The organism is Chromobacterium haemolyticum, assembly GCF_002081825.1.
Taxonomy (GTDB): domain Bacteria; phylum Pseudomonadota; class Gammaproteobacteria; order Burkholderiales; family Chromobacteriaceae; genus Chromobacterium; species Chromobacterium fluminis.
The window spans coordinates 135,564-155,685 of sequence record NZ_MUKU01000001.1 but is presented as its reverse complement, the minus strand read 5'-3'; the positions used below and the strand labels follow the sequence as shown (position 1 = coordinate 155,685).

Genomic DNA, 20,122 nt, shown 5'->3' with positions numbered 1-20,122 from the left:
TAAGGTATCAACAAGACTATGGCTGCGCCAGATCGGTTCCAAATTCTGTCTACTTTTTTAGGCCGGCATCTGATCACAGTCAAACCGAGCGCCCAAAGAAAAGCCCCCGCGTTGCGGGGGCCTGGTTTTCGGGACAACCGGAATCAGTCGGCCTTGGCCTGGGCCAGCGTGCGCTGGCGACGGCTTTCCGACAACACCATGCCGGCGGACACCGACACGTTCAGGCTCTCCACGGTGCCGAACATCGGAATGGACACCAGCACGTCGCAGTGTTCGCGGGTCAGCCTGCGCATGCCCTCGCCCTCCGAGCCCATCACCCAGGCCAGCGGGCCGGCGGCGTCGCAGTGATAGAGGTCGGTGTCCGCCTCCATGGTGGTGCCGGCGATCCAGATGCCGGCGTCTTTCAGGTCTCGCAAAGTGCGCGCCAGATTGGTGACCGTGATATAGGGAATCACTTCCGCCGCGCCACACGCTACTTTGGACACAGTGGCGTTGAGGCCGGCGGAACGGTCCTTGGGCGCGATCACCGCGTGCGCGCCCATCGCGTCCGCCACCCGCAGGCAGGCGCCAAGATTGTGTGGATCAGTCACGCCGTCCAGAATCAGAAGCAAGGCCGGCTCGCTCAGATTATCCAGCACGTCGTCCAGGTGCACGAAATTGCGGCTGGCGTCTATGGTGGCCGCCACGCCCTGGTGGCGGGCGTTGCCGGTCATGCTGTCCAGGCGCTCCTTGTCGACGATGTGCAGCTTGATGCCTTCCTCGGCGGCCTTGTCTATCACCGCCTTGGCGCGGGCGTCGTGGCGGCCGCCGGCCAGCCAGATTTCCAGCAGGCTCTTGGGGTTCTGCCACAAACGGGCATTGATGGCGTGAAAGCCGTGGATCAGGCGTTTGTTGCTCATGGCGATTCTCTAATGACAATCCCGCCATTTTAGAGCGCGCGGCGGTTCAGGGCAAAACCGGCTTGCTTTCAGCTGCCCAGCACCTCCACGCCGGACATCAGCTCCAGTTGCCGCTGCTCGCCCACGGCGACGATGCCGGCCAGCAAGGCAGGCAATTCCGCCGCCGGCACCGGGCGGCCGAAATGATAGCCCTGCAGCAAGGCGCACCCCTTGCTGGTAAGGAATTGCGCCTGGCGCTCGCTCTCCACCCCCTCCGCCACCACCTGGAATTGCAGCTTGCGCGCCATCGCCAGGATGGCCTCGGCGATGGCGGCGTTGTCGCCGTCGTCCGGCAAGCCTTCAACGAAGGATTGATCAATCTTCAAAGTGTCCAGCGGGAAACGCTTCAGATTGGACAATGAGGAATAACCCGTGCCGAAATCATCGATGGACAAGCCCACGCCCAAGGCCTTCAACTCGCCCAGTTGGCGCACCGCCTCCACCGGGTTGAGCATGATCATGCTTTCGGTGATTTCCAGCTCCAGCCGCGCGGCGGACAGGCCCGCGGCCCTCAGCGCGTCCGCCACCTTGAACGGCAGCATCTGCTGTTCAAACTGGCGCGCGGACAGGTTCACCGCCAGCCGCGGCACCGTCAGGCCCTGACGGTCCCAGGCCGCCAACTGGCGGCAGGCCTCTTGCAGCACCCAGTCGCCGATGGGTTTGATCAGGCCGGTTTCCTCCGCCAGCGGGATGAAGCGGCCCGGCGGCACCAGACCCAGTTGCGGATGGCGCCAGCGGATCAGCGCTTCCGCGCCCAGCACCCGGCGGCTGACCGCGTCCACCTGCGGCTGGTAGTGCAGCTCCAGTTCGCCGCGCTCCAGCGCCAACCGCAGGCCGTTCTCCAGCAGCAGGCGTTCGAAGGTCTGGGTGTTCATTTCCGCGGCGAAGAACTGATAGGTGTTCTTGCCCGCCTCCTTGGCGCGGTACATCGCCACGTCCGCGTTCTTGAGCAGGGTCTGGGCGTCGGTGCCATCGTTGGGATAGACGCTGATGCCTATGCTGCCGGTGACGTAGACCTCGTGGTTTTCCAGCCGCAGCGGCTGGCCCAGCGCCGCCAGCGTGTCTTCTGCGGCGGCCACAAGGGCGGCGGCGTCCTTGAACCCTGTCATCACCAGGGTGAACTCGTCGCCGCCCAGCCGCGCCAGCAAACCCCGCGCGCCCACCGCCCGCTGCAAACGCAGCGCCGTCTCGCGCAACAATTCGTCTCCGGCCTGATGGCCGAAGGAGTCGTTGATCAGCTTGAAACGGTCCAGATCGATGAACATCACCGCAAGCGAGCCGCTGGCGCAATCCAGGCTGATGATGGCTTCGTCCAGCCGCGCGGTCAGGCTGCTGCGGTTGGGCAGTTGCGTCAGCGGATCGTGATTGGCCAGAAACTGCAAGCGTTCCTCGGATTGCTTGCGCAAGGTGATGTCGGAAAATACCGCCACGTAGTTGCTGAGCGCGCCGCCGGCGTCGCGCACCGCCGAGATCGCCAGCTCTGCCGGATACCACTCGCCGCTCTTGCGGCGGTCCTGCATCTCGCCCTGCCAATGGCCGCGGTCCGCCAGCGCTTCCAGCATCGCCTGCCGGCCCAGCTGCTTCTGATCTCCAAAGATGCGCGACACCTTGCCCAGCGCCTCGGCCTCGGCGTAACCGGTGATCCGGCTGAAAGCGTGGTTGACCGCGATGATGCGCGCCTCGGCGTCCATCAGCAGAATGCCTTCCGCCGAGTTTTCGAACACCTTGGCCGCCAGCCGCAGATTGGCGTCCGCCGCCAACCGTTCGGAAATATCCATCACCACGCCGATGATGGCCTTCTTGCCCTCGTAATCGAACAAGCGGCTGTGGATCTCCACGTCCACCACCACGCCGTCCTTGCGCACCGCGCGGGTGCCGTACTGCAGCACCGCGATGTTCTCGCGGTAGCGCTTGACGATCTGCTTGCGGATGCGCACCGCCTCGCCCGGCACCAGCAACAGGTCCATCGGCATGCCTTCCAGCTCCTTGGGCTGATAGCCGACGATGGCGGCCAGCTTGGGGTTGGCGTAGATCAGCTTCTCGTCCTGCAAGATGTAGATGCCCACCAGCGATTGCTCCACCAGCGCGCGGTAACGCTCCTCCGTCTCCCGCTTGGCCTTTTGTTCCTGGCGGGTCTGAGTGATGTCGGTATCCACGCTGCCCACCCCGGCCGGGCGGCCATGAGCGTCGAACAGGGGAAACTTGGTGACCAGCAAATGGCTAAGCACCCCATTGAACAAGAAGCTCTCTTCAAACTGGCGCGGCTCCAGGCAGGACAGCACCACCGCGTCCTGCGCGCGAATTTGCGCGGCGTCCGCCGCGTCGAACAGCTCTTCCACCGTCAAGCCCTGCATGCCCTGAGGCGAGCGGCCCACCCGCCGCGCATAGGCGGCGTTGGCCAGCAGAAAGCTGCCGTCCAGACCCTTCAGCGACATCATATTGGGGCTGTTGTTGACCAGGGATTCCACTCTGGCGCGAAATTCACGCAGCGCGCTCTCGTTCTGGCGATGGCCATCGGCCAACACCGATACCAGCAGAGTCGCGCAACTCAAGGCCAAGGTCAGCGCCACCTCGCTGGCGCCGTTAAGCGCGCTAGCGTGCATGGTCAACTCCGGCGCCAGCACGTACAGCGACAACAGACCGAGCACCCAGGCCCCCACCAGCGCCGCGCCGCGAAAACCCACGCGGAAAGCAGCCCACAACATCAGAGGAAAGAACACCAGTTGGCAGGGCAGCGAATAAGCGAGGCTACTGCCCAGCAGGCTAAGCCACGCCACGCAGGCCAAAGCCAGGATCAGGCCGGTTTCCAACACCTGACGCCGCGTCGGCGTTGCGCCGGACGCATACAAGGCCGGCGGCACGCACAAGGACAGGGCCAGCCCGGACACGCCCCAAGCCTGCGCCGCCCACGACCACAAACCCTCCATGCCGAACCAGCGCCATCCGGCGCCGGCGGCCAAACCGGCCAGCAGAACCGACGGATAGCAGGCCAAGCGCAGCAGCAGCCGCAACAAGTCCGCCGGCTGACGCACCGCCAGCCCTCCGCGCAAGCCGGCCGCGTACAGACCGGGCGCCAACGCATACAGGCTGATCAGCAGCAGAGCGGCCCATTGCGGCGACGACCATTGAGCGGCCAGCGCGGCGGCGGCCAGCGGCCACCACCAGGACTGCCGCCAACCGCGACGCAAAAGACGATAACTCCATACGCCGTGAGCCAGAAAGGCCGCCAGCGAAAACCCCAATACCGGCTCGCGCGGCCAGAATGCCGTGCACGCCAAAAACCCGAGAAACACCGCCGCGTCCCGGCAAGCCGATCCGACTGTCACACCACCCCGCCCCCGTTCGCGCCGGCACTCTGCCGCGCGCCGCAATTAACTTTGCATTAAAAAATCAAATGCATATATGCCAAATGAAAAACAAAACCACCCGGCTGACATACAATATATGCAATTGCCGGATGCAGCCAGACAATGCCGATGAAAATATTCACCCCGCCGAACACAAGCCGCGCCGACCTTGCGCAAGCCCAGCGAACGGCGCGCGGCGGACGGCTGCTATAATCCCGAAACCGCCAAAACTAGTGAAGCAGCATGTTGGATAATCTCCCGCGGATACCTCCCGCCAGTCAGAAAACTCGTCACGGACGCCTGCCCGCCGGGCTGGACGCCAACATCGTCGCCCGCCTCGCAGCCCAGCGGCGTCCGCTGCTCATCCTCGCCGCCGACGCGCAATCCGCCCAACGCCTGCAAGCCGAGGCCCCATTCTTTGCGCCCTCGCTGCGCGTGGCGCTACTGCCGGACTGGGAAACCCTGCCCTACGACCACTTCTCCCCCCACGGCGAACTGGTCAGCGAACGGCTGGCCACCTTGTGGCAGATCCATCAGCGCGAATGCGATGTGATCATCGCCCCGGTCGGCACTGCGATGACGCGGCTGGCGCCGATAAGCTATTTGCTGGGACGCACCTTTTTCCTGCAGACCAAGCAGCGGCTGGACGTGGAACAGCTGCGCGCCAATATGGTCACCGCCGGCTACCACCACGTCACTCAGGTGATGGCCCCGGGAGAATTCTCCATCCGCGGCGGCTTGATCGATCTGTTCCCAATGGGCTCGGCGCTGCCTTACCGCATCGATCTGTTCGACGACGAAATCGACAGCCTGCGCACCTTCGATCCGGACAACCAGCGTACCCTGTACCCGGTACCGGAAATCCGGATGCTGCCGGCGCGCGAGTACCCGGCGGATGAAAGCGGCGTCACCGCCTTCCGCCAGCGCTACCGCGAACGCATCGAAGGCGACCCCAGCAAAAGCCGCATCTATAAAGACGTCTCTCAAGGCCTGTGGCCGGCCGGCATCGAATACTTCCTACCGCTGTTCTTCGACGACACCGCCACTCTGTTCGACTACTTGGGCGACGACGCGCTGATTGTGTTGCACCATGATGTGCAACACGCCGCCAACGTCTTCTGGCAAGACGTGGAAAGCCGCTACGACATGGCGCGCGGCGATCTGGAACGCCCGGTACTGCCGCCGGCCGACATTTTCCTGCGCCCGGACGAACTGATGGCGCGGCTCAAACCCTACGCCCGCATCGAACTGGCCGGCGACGGCGAGCTCGCGGAAGGCTGCGCCCCGCTGCCGGAGCTGGCGGTGGAGCGCCGCGCCGAGCAGCCACTGCACAAGCTGGACGCCTTCATCCGCAGCGGCCGTCAGCGCATCCTGATTACAGTGGAAAGCCTGGGCCGCCGCGAAACCGTCCACCAGTTCCTGCAAGAGCACGGCATTAAGCCGCGCCCGGTGGACGGCTGGGCCGAATTCATCGCCGGCGAGATGCCGCTGGCGCTCTGCGTGGCACCGCTCTACACCGGTTTCGCCCTGCCCGGCGCCGGCATCGCCGTAGTCACCGAATCCGAGTTGTACCAACATGTGGCGCGCAGCCACACCCGCCGCAAAAGCGCGCGCGCCGGTTCCGACTCCATGCTGCGCGACCTGGCCGAAGTCAAGGCGGGGGATCCGGTGGTGCATGAGCAGCACGGCATCGGCCGCTACGTGGGCCTGGTGTCCATGGACCTGGGCGAAGGCGAAACCGAACTGATGCAACTGGAGTACGCGGACAGCGCCACCCTCTATGTGCCCGTCAGCCAACTGCACCTGATCTCCCGCTACGCCGGCGGCGCGGCGGACCAGATCCACCTGCACAAGCTGGGCAATCCAGCCTGGGAAAAAGCCAAGAAACGCGCCGCGGAAAAAGCCCGCGACACGGCCGCGGAACTGCTCAACCTTTACGCGCAACGCGCCGCGCGGGAAGGCCACAGCTTCAGCCTGTCCCATCAAGACTACGACGCCTTCGCCGCCGGTTTCGGCTTCGAAGAAACCCCGGACCAGGCCAGCGCCATCGAAGCCGTGGTTCAAGACATGTGCTCCGGCAAGCCGATGGACCGGCTGGTCTGCGGCGACGTCGGCTTCGGCAAGACCGAAGTGGCGCTGCGCGCCGCCTTCGTCGCTGTCCTTGGCGGCAAACAGGTGGCAGTGCTGGTGCCCACCACCCTGCTGGCGGAACAGCATTTCCAGAATTTCTCCGACCGCTTTGCCGACTGGCCGGTGAAAATCGCAGAACTCTCCCGCTTCCGCAGCGCCAAGGAAAGCAAGGCCTCGCTGGCCGGCCTGGCCGACGGCGGCGTCGACATCGTCATCGGCACCCACAAGCTGGTGCAGCCGGACATCCAATTCAAGAACCTGGGCCTGGTTATTATCGATGAGGAGCACCGTTTCGGCGTGCGCCAGAAAGAACAGCTCAAACGGTTGCGCGCCAATGTGGACGTGCTGACGCTGACCGCGACGCCGATTCCGCGCACCCTGTCAATGGCGCTGGAAGGGTTGCGCGACTTCTCCGTCATCGCCACCGCCCCCAGCCGCCGGCTAGCGGTGAAAACCTTTGTCAGCCCGATGGCCAACGGCGTGATACGCGAAGCGGTACTCCGCGAACTCAAGCGCGGCGGCCAGGTTTTCTTCCTGCACAATGAGGTGGACACCATAGAAAACATGCGGGAAAAACTGGCGGAACTGGTGCCGGAAGCACGCATTGGCGTGGCCCACGGTCAATTGCGCGAGCGCGAGCTGGAACAAGTGATGCGCGACTTCCTGCAGCAGCGCTTCAATGTGCTGCTGTGCTCTACCATCATTGAAACCGGCATCGACATCCCCAACGCCAACACCATTCTGATCAATCGGGCCGACAAGTTCGGCCTGGCCCAGCTGCACCAGCTGCGCGGCCGCGTCGGCCGCAGCCACCACCAGGCCTATGCCTATCTGCTGACGCCGGAAGGCATCACCAAAGACGCGATGAAACGGCTGGAGGCCATCCAGATGTCCGAGGAGCTGGGCGCGGGCTTCTACCTAGCGATGCACGACCTGGAAATCCGCGGCGCCGGCGAGGTGCTGGGCGAAGGCCAATCCGGCGAAATGCAGGAAGTGGGTTTCTCTCTGTTCACCGAAATGCTCAAACAGGCGGTGCGCGACCTCAAAAAAGGACGCACTCCGGACCTAGACGCGCCACTGGGCGTCACCACTGAAATCAATATGCACAGCCCGGCGCTGCTGCCGGACGGTTATTGCCCCGACGTGCACGAACGGCTGGTGCTGTACAAGCGGCTGGCCACCTGCGAGAGCGAGCAGGAAATCGACGACATTCACGAAGAGCTGATCGACCGCTTCGGTTTGCCGCCGCAAACCGTCAAGACCCTGATAGACAGCCACCGCCTGCGCCTGCTGGCCAAGCCGCTGGGCGTGCAAAAGCTGGACGCCAGCGAGGTAGCCATTCAGGTTCATTTCGTCAAGAACCCGCCGATAGACCCTATGAAGATCATCCAGTTGCTGCAAACCAAGCGCAATTACCGGCTGGCGGGCCAGGACAAGCTGCGCGTGGAGGCCGATATCCAGGACGTGGCGCTGCGCGTGGTCAGGGTCAAGGAACTGCTGAAGGAGCTGAGCGCCTAAGAACCTGTTTACGATCTGCTGCGCTGCAGCGATACGGCGTTGAAAACCGCTTCGAAATGCTCATGTACCACTCGTACATTCCGCTTTCTCAGCCGTTTTCGCCTTGTCTCGCTTTTGCTCGCGAGATCGTAAACACGTTCTAAGAGCGGCCAACAAAACGTCTGATCTTGCGTTGCACCGCCTTGCCTCAGCCGTGAAACTGATTGTTGTTAGCCGATCTGAAGAAGAGGTTCACGATCTCGCGACGGATCATGAATCTTTCCTTCGGTGCACCAGCGACGGTCAAGCCAAAAGCATAACCGTCCGGCAAAACCAAGCCGTCGGCATCCGCCCCGGACGAAAGAAGAAAGCGCTTACTTGAGCAATATCAAGACAAACGAGGACAGCGACTCTGAGGCAAAAAGCCTTGCCCCTTGTTTTTACAGGAAAAATTAACGTCACAGGATTGAAACCGAAAACCCTGTGGATAACTTTGTTGATAAAACTGTGCAAATATGCTCTCAAGCCAAGCGCCAAGCCGTTTTGGGCCGGAGCCCGCCCTGGATAAGAAAACAATCAAGTTATTGATTTTGTTGAATTTTTTAGAGATATCAAACGCTACGCAAGCCAAGCTGCAACTCGCTTTAGCTGAAAATATTTTCCACCCACCGCTGTGGATCACTTGACAACCATGTTTTTTACCGCACCCCAGAACGACGTCATCAGCGTCTCCTCCCTCAACCGCATGGCGCGCGATCTGCTGGAAAGCGGACTACCGCCGATGTGGATAGGCGGAGAGATCTCCAACCTCACCCTGGCCGCGTCCGGGCACGCCTATTTCTCCTTGAAGGACGGCGGCGCCCAGGTCCGCTGCGTGATGTTCCGCGGCAAGGTGTCGCAACTGCCCTTCCGCCCGGCCGAAGGCATGCAGGTGGAGCTCAAGGGCACCGTCACCCTGTACGAGGCCCGCGGCGACTTCCAGATCAACGTCGATCAGATGCGTTCCGCCGGCCTGGGCCGCCTGTACGAGGCCTTTGAAAAGCTCAAGGCCAAGCTGCAAGCCGAGGGCCTGTTCAATCCCGCGAACAAGCGCCCCTTGCCTGCCCACCCAGCCGCCATCGGCATCGTCACCTCGCCGGCCGCTGCCGCCTTGCGCGACGTGGTCAGCACCCTGCGCCGGCGCATGCCCGGCATCCCGGTGATTCTCTACCCGGCCCAGGTGCAGGGTGAAGGCTCTGCCCAGCAAGTGGCCGACGCCGTCCGCCGCGCCGGCGAACGGCGCGAGGTGGACGTGCTCATCGTCTGCCGCGGCGGAGGCAGCATTGAAGACCTGTGGTCGTTCAACGAGGAAATCGTCGCCCGCGCGGTGACCGCCAGCCCCATTCCCACCGTCAGCGGCGTCGGCCACGAAACCGACTTCACCATCTGCGACTTCGTCGCCGACAAGCGAGCCCCCACGCCCACCGCCGCCGCGGAACTGGTTTCCCCCAGCCGCGAACACCTGAACGCTCAGCTCGAAACCGCCAAGCGCGGCCTGGAACGCGCACTCGGCCGCCTGCTCACCGACAAGTCTCAGCAACTGGATTACCTGGCGCGTCGGCTGGCTCATCCGGGCGAAAAGCTGCAACGCCAGCGCGAGACGCTCCAGCGCCAGCAAGAACGGCTGCAACGCCGGCTGAGCGGTCTGTTCGAACAACGGCGCTGGGCGCTGCAACTGGCGGACAGCAAGCTGCAGCGCCGGCGGCCGGACCTGGTGCATGCAGCCCAAGCCATGGACCGTTTGCAAACCCGGTTGCAACGCGCGCGCCAAGACCTGCTCATCCGGCAAACGCAGAAGCTGGACACCCTGGCCGCCACCCTGTTGGCGCTCAACCCTGAAGCGGTGCTGGCCCGCGGCTACGCCATCGTGCAAAAACAGGACGGCACCGCGGTCAAGTCCCCGAAAAAGCTCCGCAACCACGAACGCGTCAGCCTGCTTCTGGCCGAAGGCAGCACCGAGGCTGTGATTGACCATCCACAAGGCGCGCAGCCCAGCTTGTTCTGAACCCAAGCTGCGCAGCCAAAAGCGAATGGGGGCCGTGGCCCCCGTTCGCCAGAGCTTCGGCGCAGCCTGAATATCCCCGCGGCGCCAAGCCGCAAAACAATGACGATTCGCTTGAGATGCCAAAACGTTTACTCATTTGATATTTAACTGCGCTAGCATCCGGCGCGGGAAATAACGCCAAGCGCGTCTTGCCCATTCGTCTTTGAGTCTGTTTACGATCTCGCGAGCAAGGGCGAGGCAAGGCGAAAACAAGCGAAAAAGCGGAGTGTACGAGTGGCACATAAGCATTTTGAGTTTGTACTCACCGTGCAACGCTTCACGAAGCGCAGCAGACTTTGAACAGCTTCTTACCGCAGCCAGGGAAGCTTCATGTCGCCGGTACACAAGTGGGAAATCACCGTCGCCGCCAGCGGCTACTATCCCGACCTCGCCCATAATTTCTTCGGCAACGACATCGATCTGGGCTACGAAAACGACCACATCGGCATGCAGTTCTACGCCTATTCTCGTCATATCGACGAACTGGACGACCCCGAGCACGTTTCCCAACGTCTCTTGCAGCTGCTGCTCAACGACCAGCGTCAGCAGCATGCCGGTCCAGTTTCTGGGCTTCAGCGCTTACGAAAACGGCTGCCGCTATCCCATCAGCGCCCACCGGATCGAAGAAGAACCGTTCAGCCACAACCCCAGGATCGACCAGATTCACACCCGCTACGAGAATTCCCGCCAACGCTACCCGTCCTATCTGCTCTACCTGGCCAAGCACGACCCCTGCCTGCGCGATCTGCTGTTCCTGCTGGGGCTGATCTCCACCAACACCACGCTGGAAAATGTGCTGGCCTGGAGCACGCTGTACAAGATACTGGACAGCGTCAAACACTACGCCAAGGACATCGACGCCTTCGCCGACCCGGAGCAGCTCAGCCTGTTCACCGCCGCCTGCAACAACACCAGCATCCTGGGCATCTACGCCCGTCACGGCGCGTCGGAGAACCCGCCGCCCAAGCGCGCGCTCACCGATATCGACGACGCCAGCGCGCTGATCGCGGGCATGACCGCACGCTTCTGCCGTAGCTACATCGCAGCCAAATATTCCTGAAAAACGGTTGCCGCTCTCGCAACCAATGGCATTGCGGGTTTTCGTGGGGGTACAGCGGCCGGCCAAGTCCGCGCCTGCCGGAGCCCCCCATGCCCGAATCTAGCGGAGCCTTCGAACACATCCTGGCCGCCTATGAGCCGGCAACCCGCGGCCTGCCTTACTTGACCTGCAGCAGGTCCGCCAGATGAACGTCCACGCCGCCGGCCGCGCCCACCGCGTTGACGTGGTCGAAATAATCGTACCAACCGCTGGCGCGGATACCGGCCAGCATCGCCTCGCAGGCCTCTTGGCTCGGCAGGCTCCACACGCCCAGGAAACGATAGGGCACAGCCTGATCCGCGTCGGCGGAAATCTGGCTTAAAGTCAGCAATTGAATGCCCAGGCCAGGCAGCGCCTCGATATTAGTTTTGACTTGGTCCAGGAAATCGGTGCGGTGCAAAAAACTCAAAGCCAGCCAAGCCGGCTTTGGGCTGTACAGTTCCACCAGATAATGCGCCATTTAGGGTCTCCATGAGCATGAACAGCCGAAGCCGCGTCCTCCAGATTAAGCCGCGCTCGGCTTCACATGTCATTGCATCTTATTGCCAGCTGAAAAACTTTGATGTTATAAAAAGCATCCGCCCGCTCCCATTGAAATTTCGGTGAGCGGCGCACAGCCACCGCGGCTACCGCCGCGCCAGCCAGATCCCCCAACAAGAGCATTCCGCGCGCCCCTCCCTGCCTGGCAGCAGCCGGGCGTCGGCGGCATTGCCATCGCAGGACAAAGATTCATCATGCAGTGTAGACACGCCCTATTGCTGTCGCTGGCCGCCTTGAGCGCGAGCCTGACGGCGGCTCCCCTGCCTTCTTACGACTTCGCCTTGAAAGACCCGTGGGACGCTCGCGCCAAACCATCAATGAAGCCGACGGATAAAAAGAACAAGCCGCTCAAGTTCAAAAGCGCGGTGCAGTTGAAAGACCTGGACGCCGGCCCTGATTTTTCGGTCAAAGCGGATCTGAGCACGCCCAGCTTGCGGGAACGGAGGCAAAGAGAGCGGATGCAGCATTGCATCGGCATCAACCCGCCCCCGGGTTGCCCCAGCGCCGGCTTCAACCCGCTGCCGCGTTGCTTCGGCCAGAGCAATTGCGAGCAACACGCCCCCCCGCCGGCTCATCCGCTCAGCGGCCCCACCCGGCAGCAGCCGGGAGATTACTCGCTACGCGGCAGCTGGCTGCCGCGTTGAGACGCAAAAAACCCGCTCCTTGCGAGCGGGTTTTTCATTGCGGCTGGAAGCGGGCAAACGTCAGCGGGCGTTTTGCGCCAGCCGCGCCACTTCCTCGGCGCTGCGCTTGTGGTAGCCCAGCAGATAGTAGGCCACCACAAGGAAGGCCAGCCAACCCGGGCCAATAATCAAGGCGATGCGAGTGTCCGGGAAATAAGCCATCAAGCCCACCACTAGGATCAAGAATCCCATTGCGATGTAAGAACCATACGGCCAAAACGGCATCTTGTAGGCCAGCGCCGCCAGCTGCTCGCGGCTCAGAGTGCGACGGAAGCGCAGTTGGGCCAGCAGAATGATCACCCAGGTCCAGATCGCCCCAAAGGTGGAAATCGCGGTCAACCAGGTGAATACCTCCTTGGGCGCCAGGTAGTTGAGCAGCACGCCCATCAGCAGCGCGAATACCGACATCAGCAAGGCGAACACCGGCACGCCTTGGCGCGACACCTTGGCGAACACAGGCAGCGCCTGCTGTTGCTGGGCCAGGTTGTACAACATGCGGCCGGTGCTGAAAATACCGCTATTGCACGAAGACAGCGCGGCGGTGAGCACCACGAAGTTGATGATGCCGGCGGCGGCGGGGATGCCCAACTGCTCGAAAGTCAGCACGAAGGGGCTGCCGCGGGTGCCCAGTTCATTCCACGGGTAAATAGCCAGAATGACGAACAGCGCGCCGATGTAGAAAATCAGAATGCGCCAGAATACCGAATCCACCGCGCGAGCCAGCGCTTTTTTCGGGTTCTTGGCTTCGCCGGCGGTCAGGCCCAGCATTTCCACGCCCAAATAAGCGAACATCACCATTTGCAGCGACATCAGCACGCCGCTGAAGCCGTTGGGCATGAAGCCACCGTGACTCCATAGATTGGAGATGCCGGTGGCCACCCCGCCGTGGCCCAGGCCGAACACGATCATGCCCAGGCCGCCGATGATCATCAACACAATAGTGACGATTTTGATCAGTGCGAACCAGAACTCGAATTCGCCATAGGCCTTGACCGCGATGAAGTTGACGCCGCCCATGGCCACCAGCGCGGCCAGGGCCCAATACCAGGCCGGAATGTCCGGGAACCAGATACCCATGTAGACGCCGACGGCGGTGATTTCCGCCATGCAAGTCACCAGCCACAGAAACCAATAGTTCCAGCCAGTCAGGTAGCCGGCCAAGGGGCCGAGGTAATCCAGCGCGTAACGGCTAAACGATCCGGCCACCGGGTTATGAATGGCCATTTCTCCCAGCGCGCGCATGATCAGGAAGATGGCGAAGCCGCCTAGGGCGTAAGCCAGCATGATGGCGGGGCCGGCCATTTTGATGGCGGTGGCCGACCCCAGAAACAGGCCGACGCCAATGGTGGCGCCAAGAGCCATGAGGTTGATATGCCGCTCTTCCAGTCCCCTGTGCAGGGAGTCCTGAGCAGGTTGCATAGTTGCTCCTTTAACTGTCTTTGTATTGCGTAAGGGTTGAGGCCTTGGCGCTTAGAACCCGTTTACCATCTGCTCCGCTTCGGCGATACAGCATTGAAAACACCCTAAAAATGCTCATGTACCACGAGTACATTCCGCTTTTTCGGTCGTTTTCGCCTTGTCTCGCTCTTGCTCGCGAGATCGTAAACACGTTCTTAGAGCCTGTTCACGATCTCGGGAGAGCATTTCGGAAAAGGCACTCACGGTGTAACGCTCCGCAACACCAGCAGGTCGTAAACAGGTTCAAGGGCAGCGCCGCCGCCGATGTTATGGCTTGGGATTGTCGTTGTAACCCATAACACATGGGGCAGGAGATTACCTCAAGACCTTTGTCATGTCATGTTTCAGAATATAGATACGCGCAAGAAGCATAAATACGACTCTTAATGCCGATTCCCCCGCATCGGCGCCAACATCCCCCTGCGCACAGCACACCACCGATCTTGATCTTCGGCATCCAATAGTCCTACCAAAGCCGACAGGTGCTATCAATAAAGCGTTGAATCGGTTTATCGAGCCGGGAGCATGCACCTATGCGGCACCACAGCCTCAGCCTGAAGCTCAACCTGGCCTTCATGCTCATCATGTCCGTCCTGCTGGCGGCGTTCGGCGCGCTGGACTACTGGCGCACCCAACAGGAATTGCGCCAGGCGCTGGACAGCGAAATCGCCGCGATCGGCGTGCGGCTGGCGACAAACCTGGCCGGGCCGATGTGGAATTTCGACAGCGCCCAAGGCTTGCGGGTGCTGGAGGCGGAGATGGGAAAACGCGCGCTCCGCGGCATTTTCGTCCGCGACGCCAACGGCGCGCCGTTCGCAGGTTACCGCCGCGAGGCCGACGGCTCGCTGCTTCGCGTCGGAAAGCCGGCCTCTGATGCGGATATGACCCGCGAACGCATCGTGGTCTTTCACGACGGCGCGACCGCGCGCACTGTCGGCAAACTAAGCCTGCAAGTGTCCACGGAAGAAATCCGCGAGAAACTGCACGCGGTACTGTGGCGGGTATCGGCGGAAATCCTGCTGCTGGATCTGGTCACCGTCATGGTGCTGTCCCTGCTGGTGCGCCGCCTGCTGCATCAGCCCATCCGCGAAGTGAGCCAAGCCCTGCACGCCATCGCCGATGGCGATCTGACCGCACCTCCGCGCTACACCAGCCAGGACGAGCTGGGCGATCTGGCAGAATCCACGCGCCGGCTGGTGGCTAAGCTGGCCGGCATTCTGGGACATATCGACGCCTTCTCCTCGGACCTGGCCAACGCCGCGCGTCAGATCAGCCAGGCAGTGGACACACTGAGCCAGCAAGCGGCAGAGCAGGCCAACAACATCGACAAGAACAGCGCCAGTCTCGAACAGATCTCCGCTTTCGTGTGGAAGAATCGGGACGATGCCCGCACCACGAACCAGATGGCCAGCGACAGCAGCAGGCATGCGGCGGCTGGTGGCCAAGCGGTGGACGAAACCATCGCCGCGATGTGGGATATCGCCAATAAAGTACTGATCATCGACGATATCGCCTATCAAACCAATCTGCTGGCGCTGAATGCGGCGATAGAGGCCGCGCGCGCCGGCGAACACGGCCGCGGCTTCGCTGTGGTGGCCGGAGAAGTGCGCAAGCTGGCGGCGCGCAGTCAGCAGGCGGCCAAGGAAATCAGCCAGCTGACGCAAAGCAGCGTGCGCCGCGCCGAACATGCCGGCGAACTGTTCAACCAGATGTTGCCCACGATCCAAAGCACAGCCAGCTTCGTGCAAGACATCAACCAGTCATCCAACCAGCAAGCGCTGCAGGTGGAACAGATCAATCAGGGCGTCAGCGAAATCAGCCGGTCGATGCAAGCCAACGCCGCGGCGTCGGAACAACTGACCGCCACCGCGCGCGGCATGAGCGAGCAGGCGGTGGAGTTGGCACAGACCATAGGCTATTTCAAATACTGAGCCGGGCCGTTGCGCAAAGAAAAAACCGCCGGGCTGACGCGCGGCGGCTTGAAGGGCGGCTGCGGGGCTCACACCGCCTTGAGCTTGCCCTTGGCCGGGCGCTCCTCGGGCTTGGCTTCCGCGCCCGCTTCGCGCTCCCAGCTTTCCTTGTAGGCGCGGCCGTAATAGCTGTCCAACAGCAGCTGCTTCAATTCGCTGATCAGCGGGTAGCGCGGGTTGGCGCCAGTGCACTGGTCATCGAAAGCGGCTTCCGCCAGCAAGTCCACCTTGGCCAGGAAGTCCGCCTCGGCCACACCGGCGGCCTGAATGGACGCCGGAATGTCCAGCGTGCGCTTGAGCGCGTCCACCCATTCGATCAGCTTCTCCACCCGCTCGTGGTCGCGGCTGGCTTCCAGCCCCAGGTGGCGGGCGATTTCAGCATAGCGCGCCACACTCTTGGGCCGGTCGTACTGGCTGAAGGCGGTCTGCTTGGTCGGCACATCGGCGGCGTTGTAGCGAATCACATTGCTGATCAAGAGCGCGTTGGCCAGGCCGTGGGCCAGGCCGAATTCGGCGCCAATCTTGTGCGCCATCGAATGGCAAACGCCGAGGAAAGCGTTGGCGAAGGCGATGCCGGCGATGGTGGCGGCGTTGTGCACCTGCTCGCGCGCCTTGGGATCGCCGGCGCCGCTGCGATAGGCGGACGGCAGGTAATCCTTCAACAGCTTCAGCGCCTGCAAGGCCTGCGGGTCCGAATACTCGTTGGCCATCACAGAAACGTAGGCTTCCAGCGCATGAGTCACCGCGTCGATGCCGCCGAAGGCGGTCAGCGACTTGGGCATGTTCATCACCAGGTTGGCGTCGACGATGGCCATGTTCGGCGTCAGTTCGTAGTCGGCGATCGGGTATTTGACCCCGGTGTTCTCATCGGTGACCACGGCGAACGGCGTCACTTCCGAACCGGTGCCGGAGGTGGTGGGCACCGCCACCAACTCCGCTTTGCGCCCCAGTTTAGGGAACTGGTAAATCCGTTTGCGGATGTCCATGAAGCGCAGCGCCAAGTCTTCGAAATGCACTTCCGGATGCTCATACATCACCCACATGATCTTGGCCGCGTCCATCGGCGACCCGCCGCCCAAAGCCATGATCACGTCAGGCTTGAAAGCATGCGCCAGGTCCGCGCCCTTGCGCACCACCGCCAGCGTCGGATCGGCAGGCACCTCGAAGAACACCTCCACCTCCAAACCCATTTTCTTCAGCAGACGGATAGGCTCGTCCACGAAACCATTGTCGAACAGATACTGGCCGGTGACGATCAGGCAGCGGCGTTTGCCGGACAGGTCTTCCAGCGCCACCGGCAGGCAGCCGCGGCGGAAATAAATGGACTTGGGCAGCTTATGCCACAGCATGTTTTCGGCCCTCTTGGCCACGGTCTTCTTGTTGATCAGGTGTTTGGGGCCTACGTTTTCCGAGATAGAGTTGCCGCCCCAGGAGCCGCAGCCCAGGGTCAGCGACGGCGCCAGGCTGAAGTTGTAGAGATCGCCGATGCCGCCTTGCGAGGACGGCGTGTTGATCAGGATGCGCGCGGTTTTCATCTTGTCGCCAAAGTAGCGGATGCGCTCTCCTTGCAAGTCCTGATCGGTGTACAGCGCCGAGGTGTGGCCGATGCCGCCCATCGCCACCAGCGCCGCGGCCTTGTCGCAAGCGTCGATGAAGTCGCTGGCGCGGTACATCGCCAATGTCGGCGACAGTTTTTCATGGGCAAAGGCTTCGGCGGCGGATACATCGCTGACTTCGCCGATCAGCACCTTGGTGGCCGGCGGCGTTTCGATGCCGGCCATCGCTGCGATCTTGGCCGCGCTCTGGCCGACGATGGCGGCGTTGAGGCCGCCGTCCTGCAGAATCACCTTGCGCACCGCCTCCGCTTCGCGTTTGGACAGGATGTAGCCGCCGTGCTTGGCGAAGCGCTCGCGCACCGCCTCGTAGATTTCGTCGACGATGATGACGGACTGCTCCGACGCGCAGACCACGCCGTTGTCGAAGGTCTTGGACATCAGGATGGAGGCGACGGCGCGCTTGATGTCGGCGGTCTCGTCTATCACCGCCGGGGTATTGCCGGCGCCGACGCCGATAGCCGGCTTGCCTGAGGAGTAAGCGGCCCGCACCATGCCCGGCCCGCCGGTGGCCAGGATCAGATTGAGGTCAGGGTGGTGCATCAGCTGATTGGACAAGGCCACCGAAGGCTCGTCTATCCAGCCGATGATATCCGGCGGAGCGCCGGCCGCCACCGCCGCCTGCAACACCAAACGCGCCGCTTCGCAAGTGGAGCGCTTGGCGCGCGGGTGCGGCGAGAAAATGATGCCGTTGCGCGTCTTCAAGGAAATCAAGGCCTTGAAAATGGCGGTGGAGGTGGGATTGGTGGTGGGCACGATGCCACAGATCAAGCCGATCGGCTCGGCGATGGTGATGGTGCCGAAGGTGTCGTCCTCGGCCAGCACGCCGCAGGTTTTATCGTCCTTGTACTTGTTGTAGATGTATTCGGAGGCGAAGTGGTTCTTGATCACCTTGTCCTCCAACACGCCCATGCCGGTTTCCGCCACCGCCATCTTGGCCAGCGGTATCCGCGCGTCCGCGGCGGCCAGCGCCGCCGAGCGGAAGATGTGGTCCACCTGCTCCTGGCTGAAGCCGGCAAACGCGGCCTGCGCTTTTTTCACACGCGCCACCAGCGCGTCCAATTCCAATTCATTGCCTACGGTCATTTCAAGTCTCCCAAACAGTTAAACCTGTCGCGGCTAGAGAATGACTAATTAGTGGCATTTAATTTCATTTATGAAAATTAAATCTAGACAATATTATTGTCCATTCACCGCTCATTCTCATCGCTTCAAAACTTTTTTGTAGCAAGCGCATTACATCAATACGCTCTCAACACGGAAAAACCCTGTCGCTCGCAAACGAGAAACCGTAGCGGCGGCATCGATAAGTCCATGCTAAGCGAAAAAACGATATTCGTTTTTGCGCATTGCCAAACAAATACGGATTAAGCGGAGAAAAAATGTCTCAACCGGAATCATGAAGGAAAATCAGCGCGCGCCGGCTGTAATGACGGCGCTACCGCGCCGGCGTCGCGCAAATAAAATGGCCGCCTGAAGGCGGCCATGGTGGCGAAGCGAAAAAACGGCGCGCCGCTATTTCATAAAGCTGTATTTAAAGAACTGGCCGGCGCGGGTCATTTCGCGGATCTTGGCCGGATCTGTCTCGCCGTTCAGATTGGTGATCACCAGCTTGCCGTAGCCTTGCTTCAGATCGTTGCGGAAATCGTAGAACGCGCCCAACACCGCCAGCTTGCCCCCCTCCACCTCGCCGGCGAAGGTCATGATCGCGGTTTCCACTTGGTTGTTGACGTTCAGCAGCGCGCCGTTGGTGGGGTCTATGCCCTTGGGGATATCGATGGTGGCCAGCTCTTTGCGTATCGCCGGCTCCAGCCCGCCGTAGTCGCCGGAGGCGGCCTTGATCGCGCCGCAGGCGGCATGGCCGATGATGATCAGCAAGGGAGTGTGCAAATGCCGCACCCCGTATTCGACCGAACCCTCGGCGGTGGCCAATTGATTGCCGATGTCGCGCACCATGAACAAATCGTTGACCGCATCGCCGTGGAAGGCGTTGGTTTGGACCCGGGAGTCCGAGCAGGTCACCACGGTGGCGCGCGGGTTCTGATGCTCGGCGAAGCGTTCGAAATAGGCTTTGTCGTGCGACTTCATATAGCGAGCGTTGGCTTCGACGATGGCGTCCACCACGCCGCGCACCTGCTGGGCCTCGGAGGCCGAATGCGCGTCGCCGTGCTCGGCCGGAACCGCCTTGCGCTTGGGCTTGGCCGCGCGGCGCTTTTTCACCGGCGCGTGCACTTCCGGGCTGGGCTCGCTCAAATTCTTGGCCGCCGGCGGAGGCGCCATCTTCACCGCCGGCTCCATTTTCTCCGGCGGCTTGGATTCGGCCTGTTTGGCTTCAGCGGGCTTGGCCTCTGCCGGCTTGGCTTCCGCGTGTTTCGCTTCGGGCTTGGCCTCCGCCTTGGCGGCCGGCTTGGCTTCGGTCTTGTGTTCCGCCGCCGGCGCTGCCGGCTTGGCCGGTTCCGCCTTATGGGCGTCGGGCGCCGCCGGCTTCAACTTCAGCGGCAACTTGATCACCGTCTTGGGCTGAGACCCTTCGGCCGGCGCCGCCTCTTCCGCCCAAGCCTGGGTCGTCAACAACAGCAGACAAAGCGCCAGTTGGCGCTTGCGTCCAAGCATCCCCATTTACAGCTCCTTATTGTCATCTTGGCGGTCATTATATTTATGCAATATCGGCCATGTTTGATAAAACTGAAAGACGATATTAATTGACCTGCAATTAACACAAAATTATGACAATAAGTTAAACGAGTGAGACGCCACATGCAAA

General features: G+C 62.0%; 12 protein-coding genes. 5 read left to right on the top strand and 7 right to left on the bottom strand.

Annotation, left to right across the window (positions count from 1 at the left end; all coding sequences use genetic code 11):
- Nucleotides 1-143: 143 nt before the first annotated feature.
- Nucleotides 144-899, bottom strand: a complete 756-nt coding sequence (gene rlmB, locus B0T39_RS00730) for a 23S rRNA (guanosine(2251)-2'-O)-methyltransferase RlmB (protein WP_019103594.1) — start codon at nucleotides 897-899, stop codon at nucleotides 144-146.
- Between the two features lie 68 nt (nucleotides 900-967).
- The gene (locus B0T39_RS00725) at nucleotides 968-4,264 is read right to left on the bottom strand and encodes a sensor domain-containing protein (protein WP_254894459.1); all 3,297 of its coding nucleotides are present in this window, start codon (nucleotides 4,262-4,264) and stop codon (nucleotides 968-970) included.
- Between the two features lie 264 nt (nucleotides 4,265-4,528).
- Between B0T39_RS00725 and mfd the strand changes: the two genes are divergently transcribed.
- Both mfd and xseA read left to right on the top strand, forming a co-directional pair.
- Nucleotides 4,529-7,933 (top strand): transcription-repair coupling factor, encoded by a 3,405-nt coding sequence (gene mfd, locus B0T39_RS00720; protein WP_081544356.1) that lies wholly within the window; start codon nucleotides 4,529-4,531, stop codon nucleotides 7,931-7,933.
- A gap of 670 nt (nucleotides 7,934-8,603) precedes the next feature.
- Nucleotides 8,604-9,956, top strand: a complete 1,353-nt coding sequence (gene xseA / locus B0T39_RS00715; RefSeq protein WP_081544355.1) for an exodeoxyribonuclease VII large subunit — start codon at nucleotides 8,604-8,606, stop codon at nucleotides 9,954-9,956.
- 132 nt (nucleotides 9,957-10,088) lie between these two features.
- On the opposite strand, the gene B0T39_RS00710 is transcribed toward xseA, so the two are convergent.
- Nucleotides 10,089-10,547, bottom strand: coding sequence for a hypothetical protein (locus tag B0T39_RS00710; RefSeq protein WP_081544354.1), 459 nt, complete (start codon nucleotides 10,545-10,547; stop codon nucleotides 10,089-10,091).
- On the opposite strand from B0T39_RS00710, the gene B0T39_RS00705 reads away from it, so the two are divergent.
- Nucleotides 10,546-11,055 (top strand): hypothetical protein, encoded by a 510-nt coding sequence (locus tag B0T39_RS00705; protein WP_081544353.1) that lies wholly within the window; start codon nucleotides 10,546-10,548, stop codon nucleotides 11,053-11,055. The two genes, B0T39_RS00710 and B0T39_RS00705, sit on opposite strands and share 2 nt — an antisense overlap.
- A 157-nt stretch (nucleotides 11,056-11,212) precedes the next feature.
- Here the strand turns inward: B0T39_RS00705 and B0T39_RS00700 are convergent, their stop codons facing one another.
- Entirely contained in the window at nucleotides 11,213-11,554 is a 342-nt protein-coding gene (locus B0T39_RS00700; protein WP_019100242.1) for a DUF6616 family protein, read from the bottom strand.
- 274 nt (nucleotides 11,555-11,828) lie between these two features.
- On the opposite strand from B0T39_RS00700, the gene B0T39_RS00695 reads away from it, so the two are divergent.
- Nucleotides 11,829-12,278: a hypothetical protein gene (locus tag B0T39_RS00695; RefSeq protein WP_141111020.1), complete on the top strand. Its 450-nt coding sequence runs from the start codon at nucleotides 11,829-11,831 to the stop codon at nucleotides 12,276-12,278.
- Nucleotides 12,279-12,338: 60 nt separating this feature from the next.
- On the opposite strand, the gene B0T39_RS00690 is transcribed toward B0T39_RS00695, so the two are convergent.
- Nucleotides 12,339-13,736, bottom strand: coding sequence for an amino acid permease (locus B0T39_RS00690; RefSeq protein ID WP_043592678.1), 1,398 nt, complete (start codon nucleotides 13,734-13,736; stop codon nucleotides 12,339-12,341).
- 572 nt (nucleotides 13,737-14,308) lie between these two features.
- Between B0T39_RS00690 and B0T39_RS26355 the strand changes: the two genes are divergently transcribed.
- Nucleotides 14,309-15,706 carry a methyl-accepting chemotaxis protein gene (locus B0T39_RS26355; RefSeq protein WP_081544352.1) on the top strand — a complete coding sequence of 466 codons (1,398 nt, stop codon included), beginning with the start codon at nucleotides 14,309-14,311 and terminating at the stop codon, nucleotides 15,704-15,706.
- A 68-nt stretch (nucleotides 15,707-15,774) separates the two neighbouring features.
- On the opposite strand, the gene adhE is transcribed toward B0T39_RS26355, so the two are convergent.
- On the bottom strand, nucleotides 15,775-18,444 hold the full coding sequence (gene adhE / locus B0T39_RS00680) for a bifunctional acetaldehyde-CoA/alcohol dehydrogenase (protein ID WP_081544351.1): 2,670 nt from the start codon (nucleotides 18,442-18,444) through the stop codon (nucleotides 15,775-15,777).
- Between the two features lie 429 nt (nucleotides 18,445-18,873).
- Entirely contained in the window at nucleotides 18,874-19,977 is a 1,104-nt protein-coding gene (locus tag B0T39_RS00675) for a carbonic anhydrase (protein ID WP_254894458.1), read from the bottom strand.
- Between the last annotated feature and the right edge of the window lie 145 nt (nucleotides 19,978-20,122).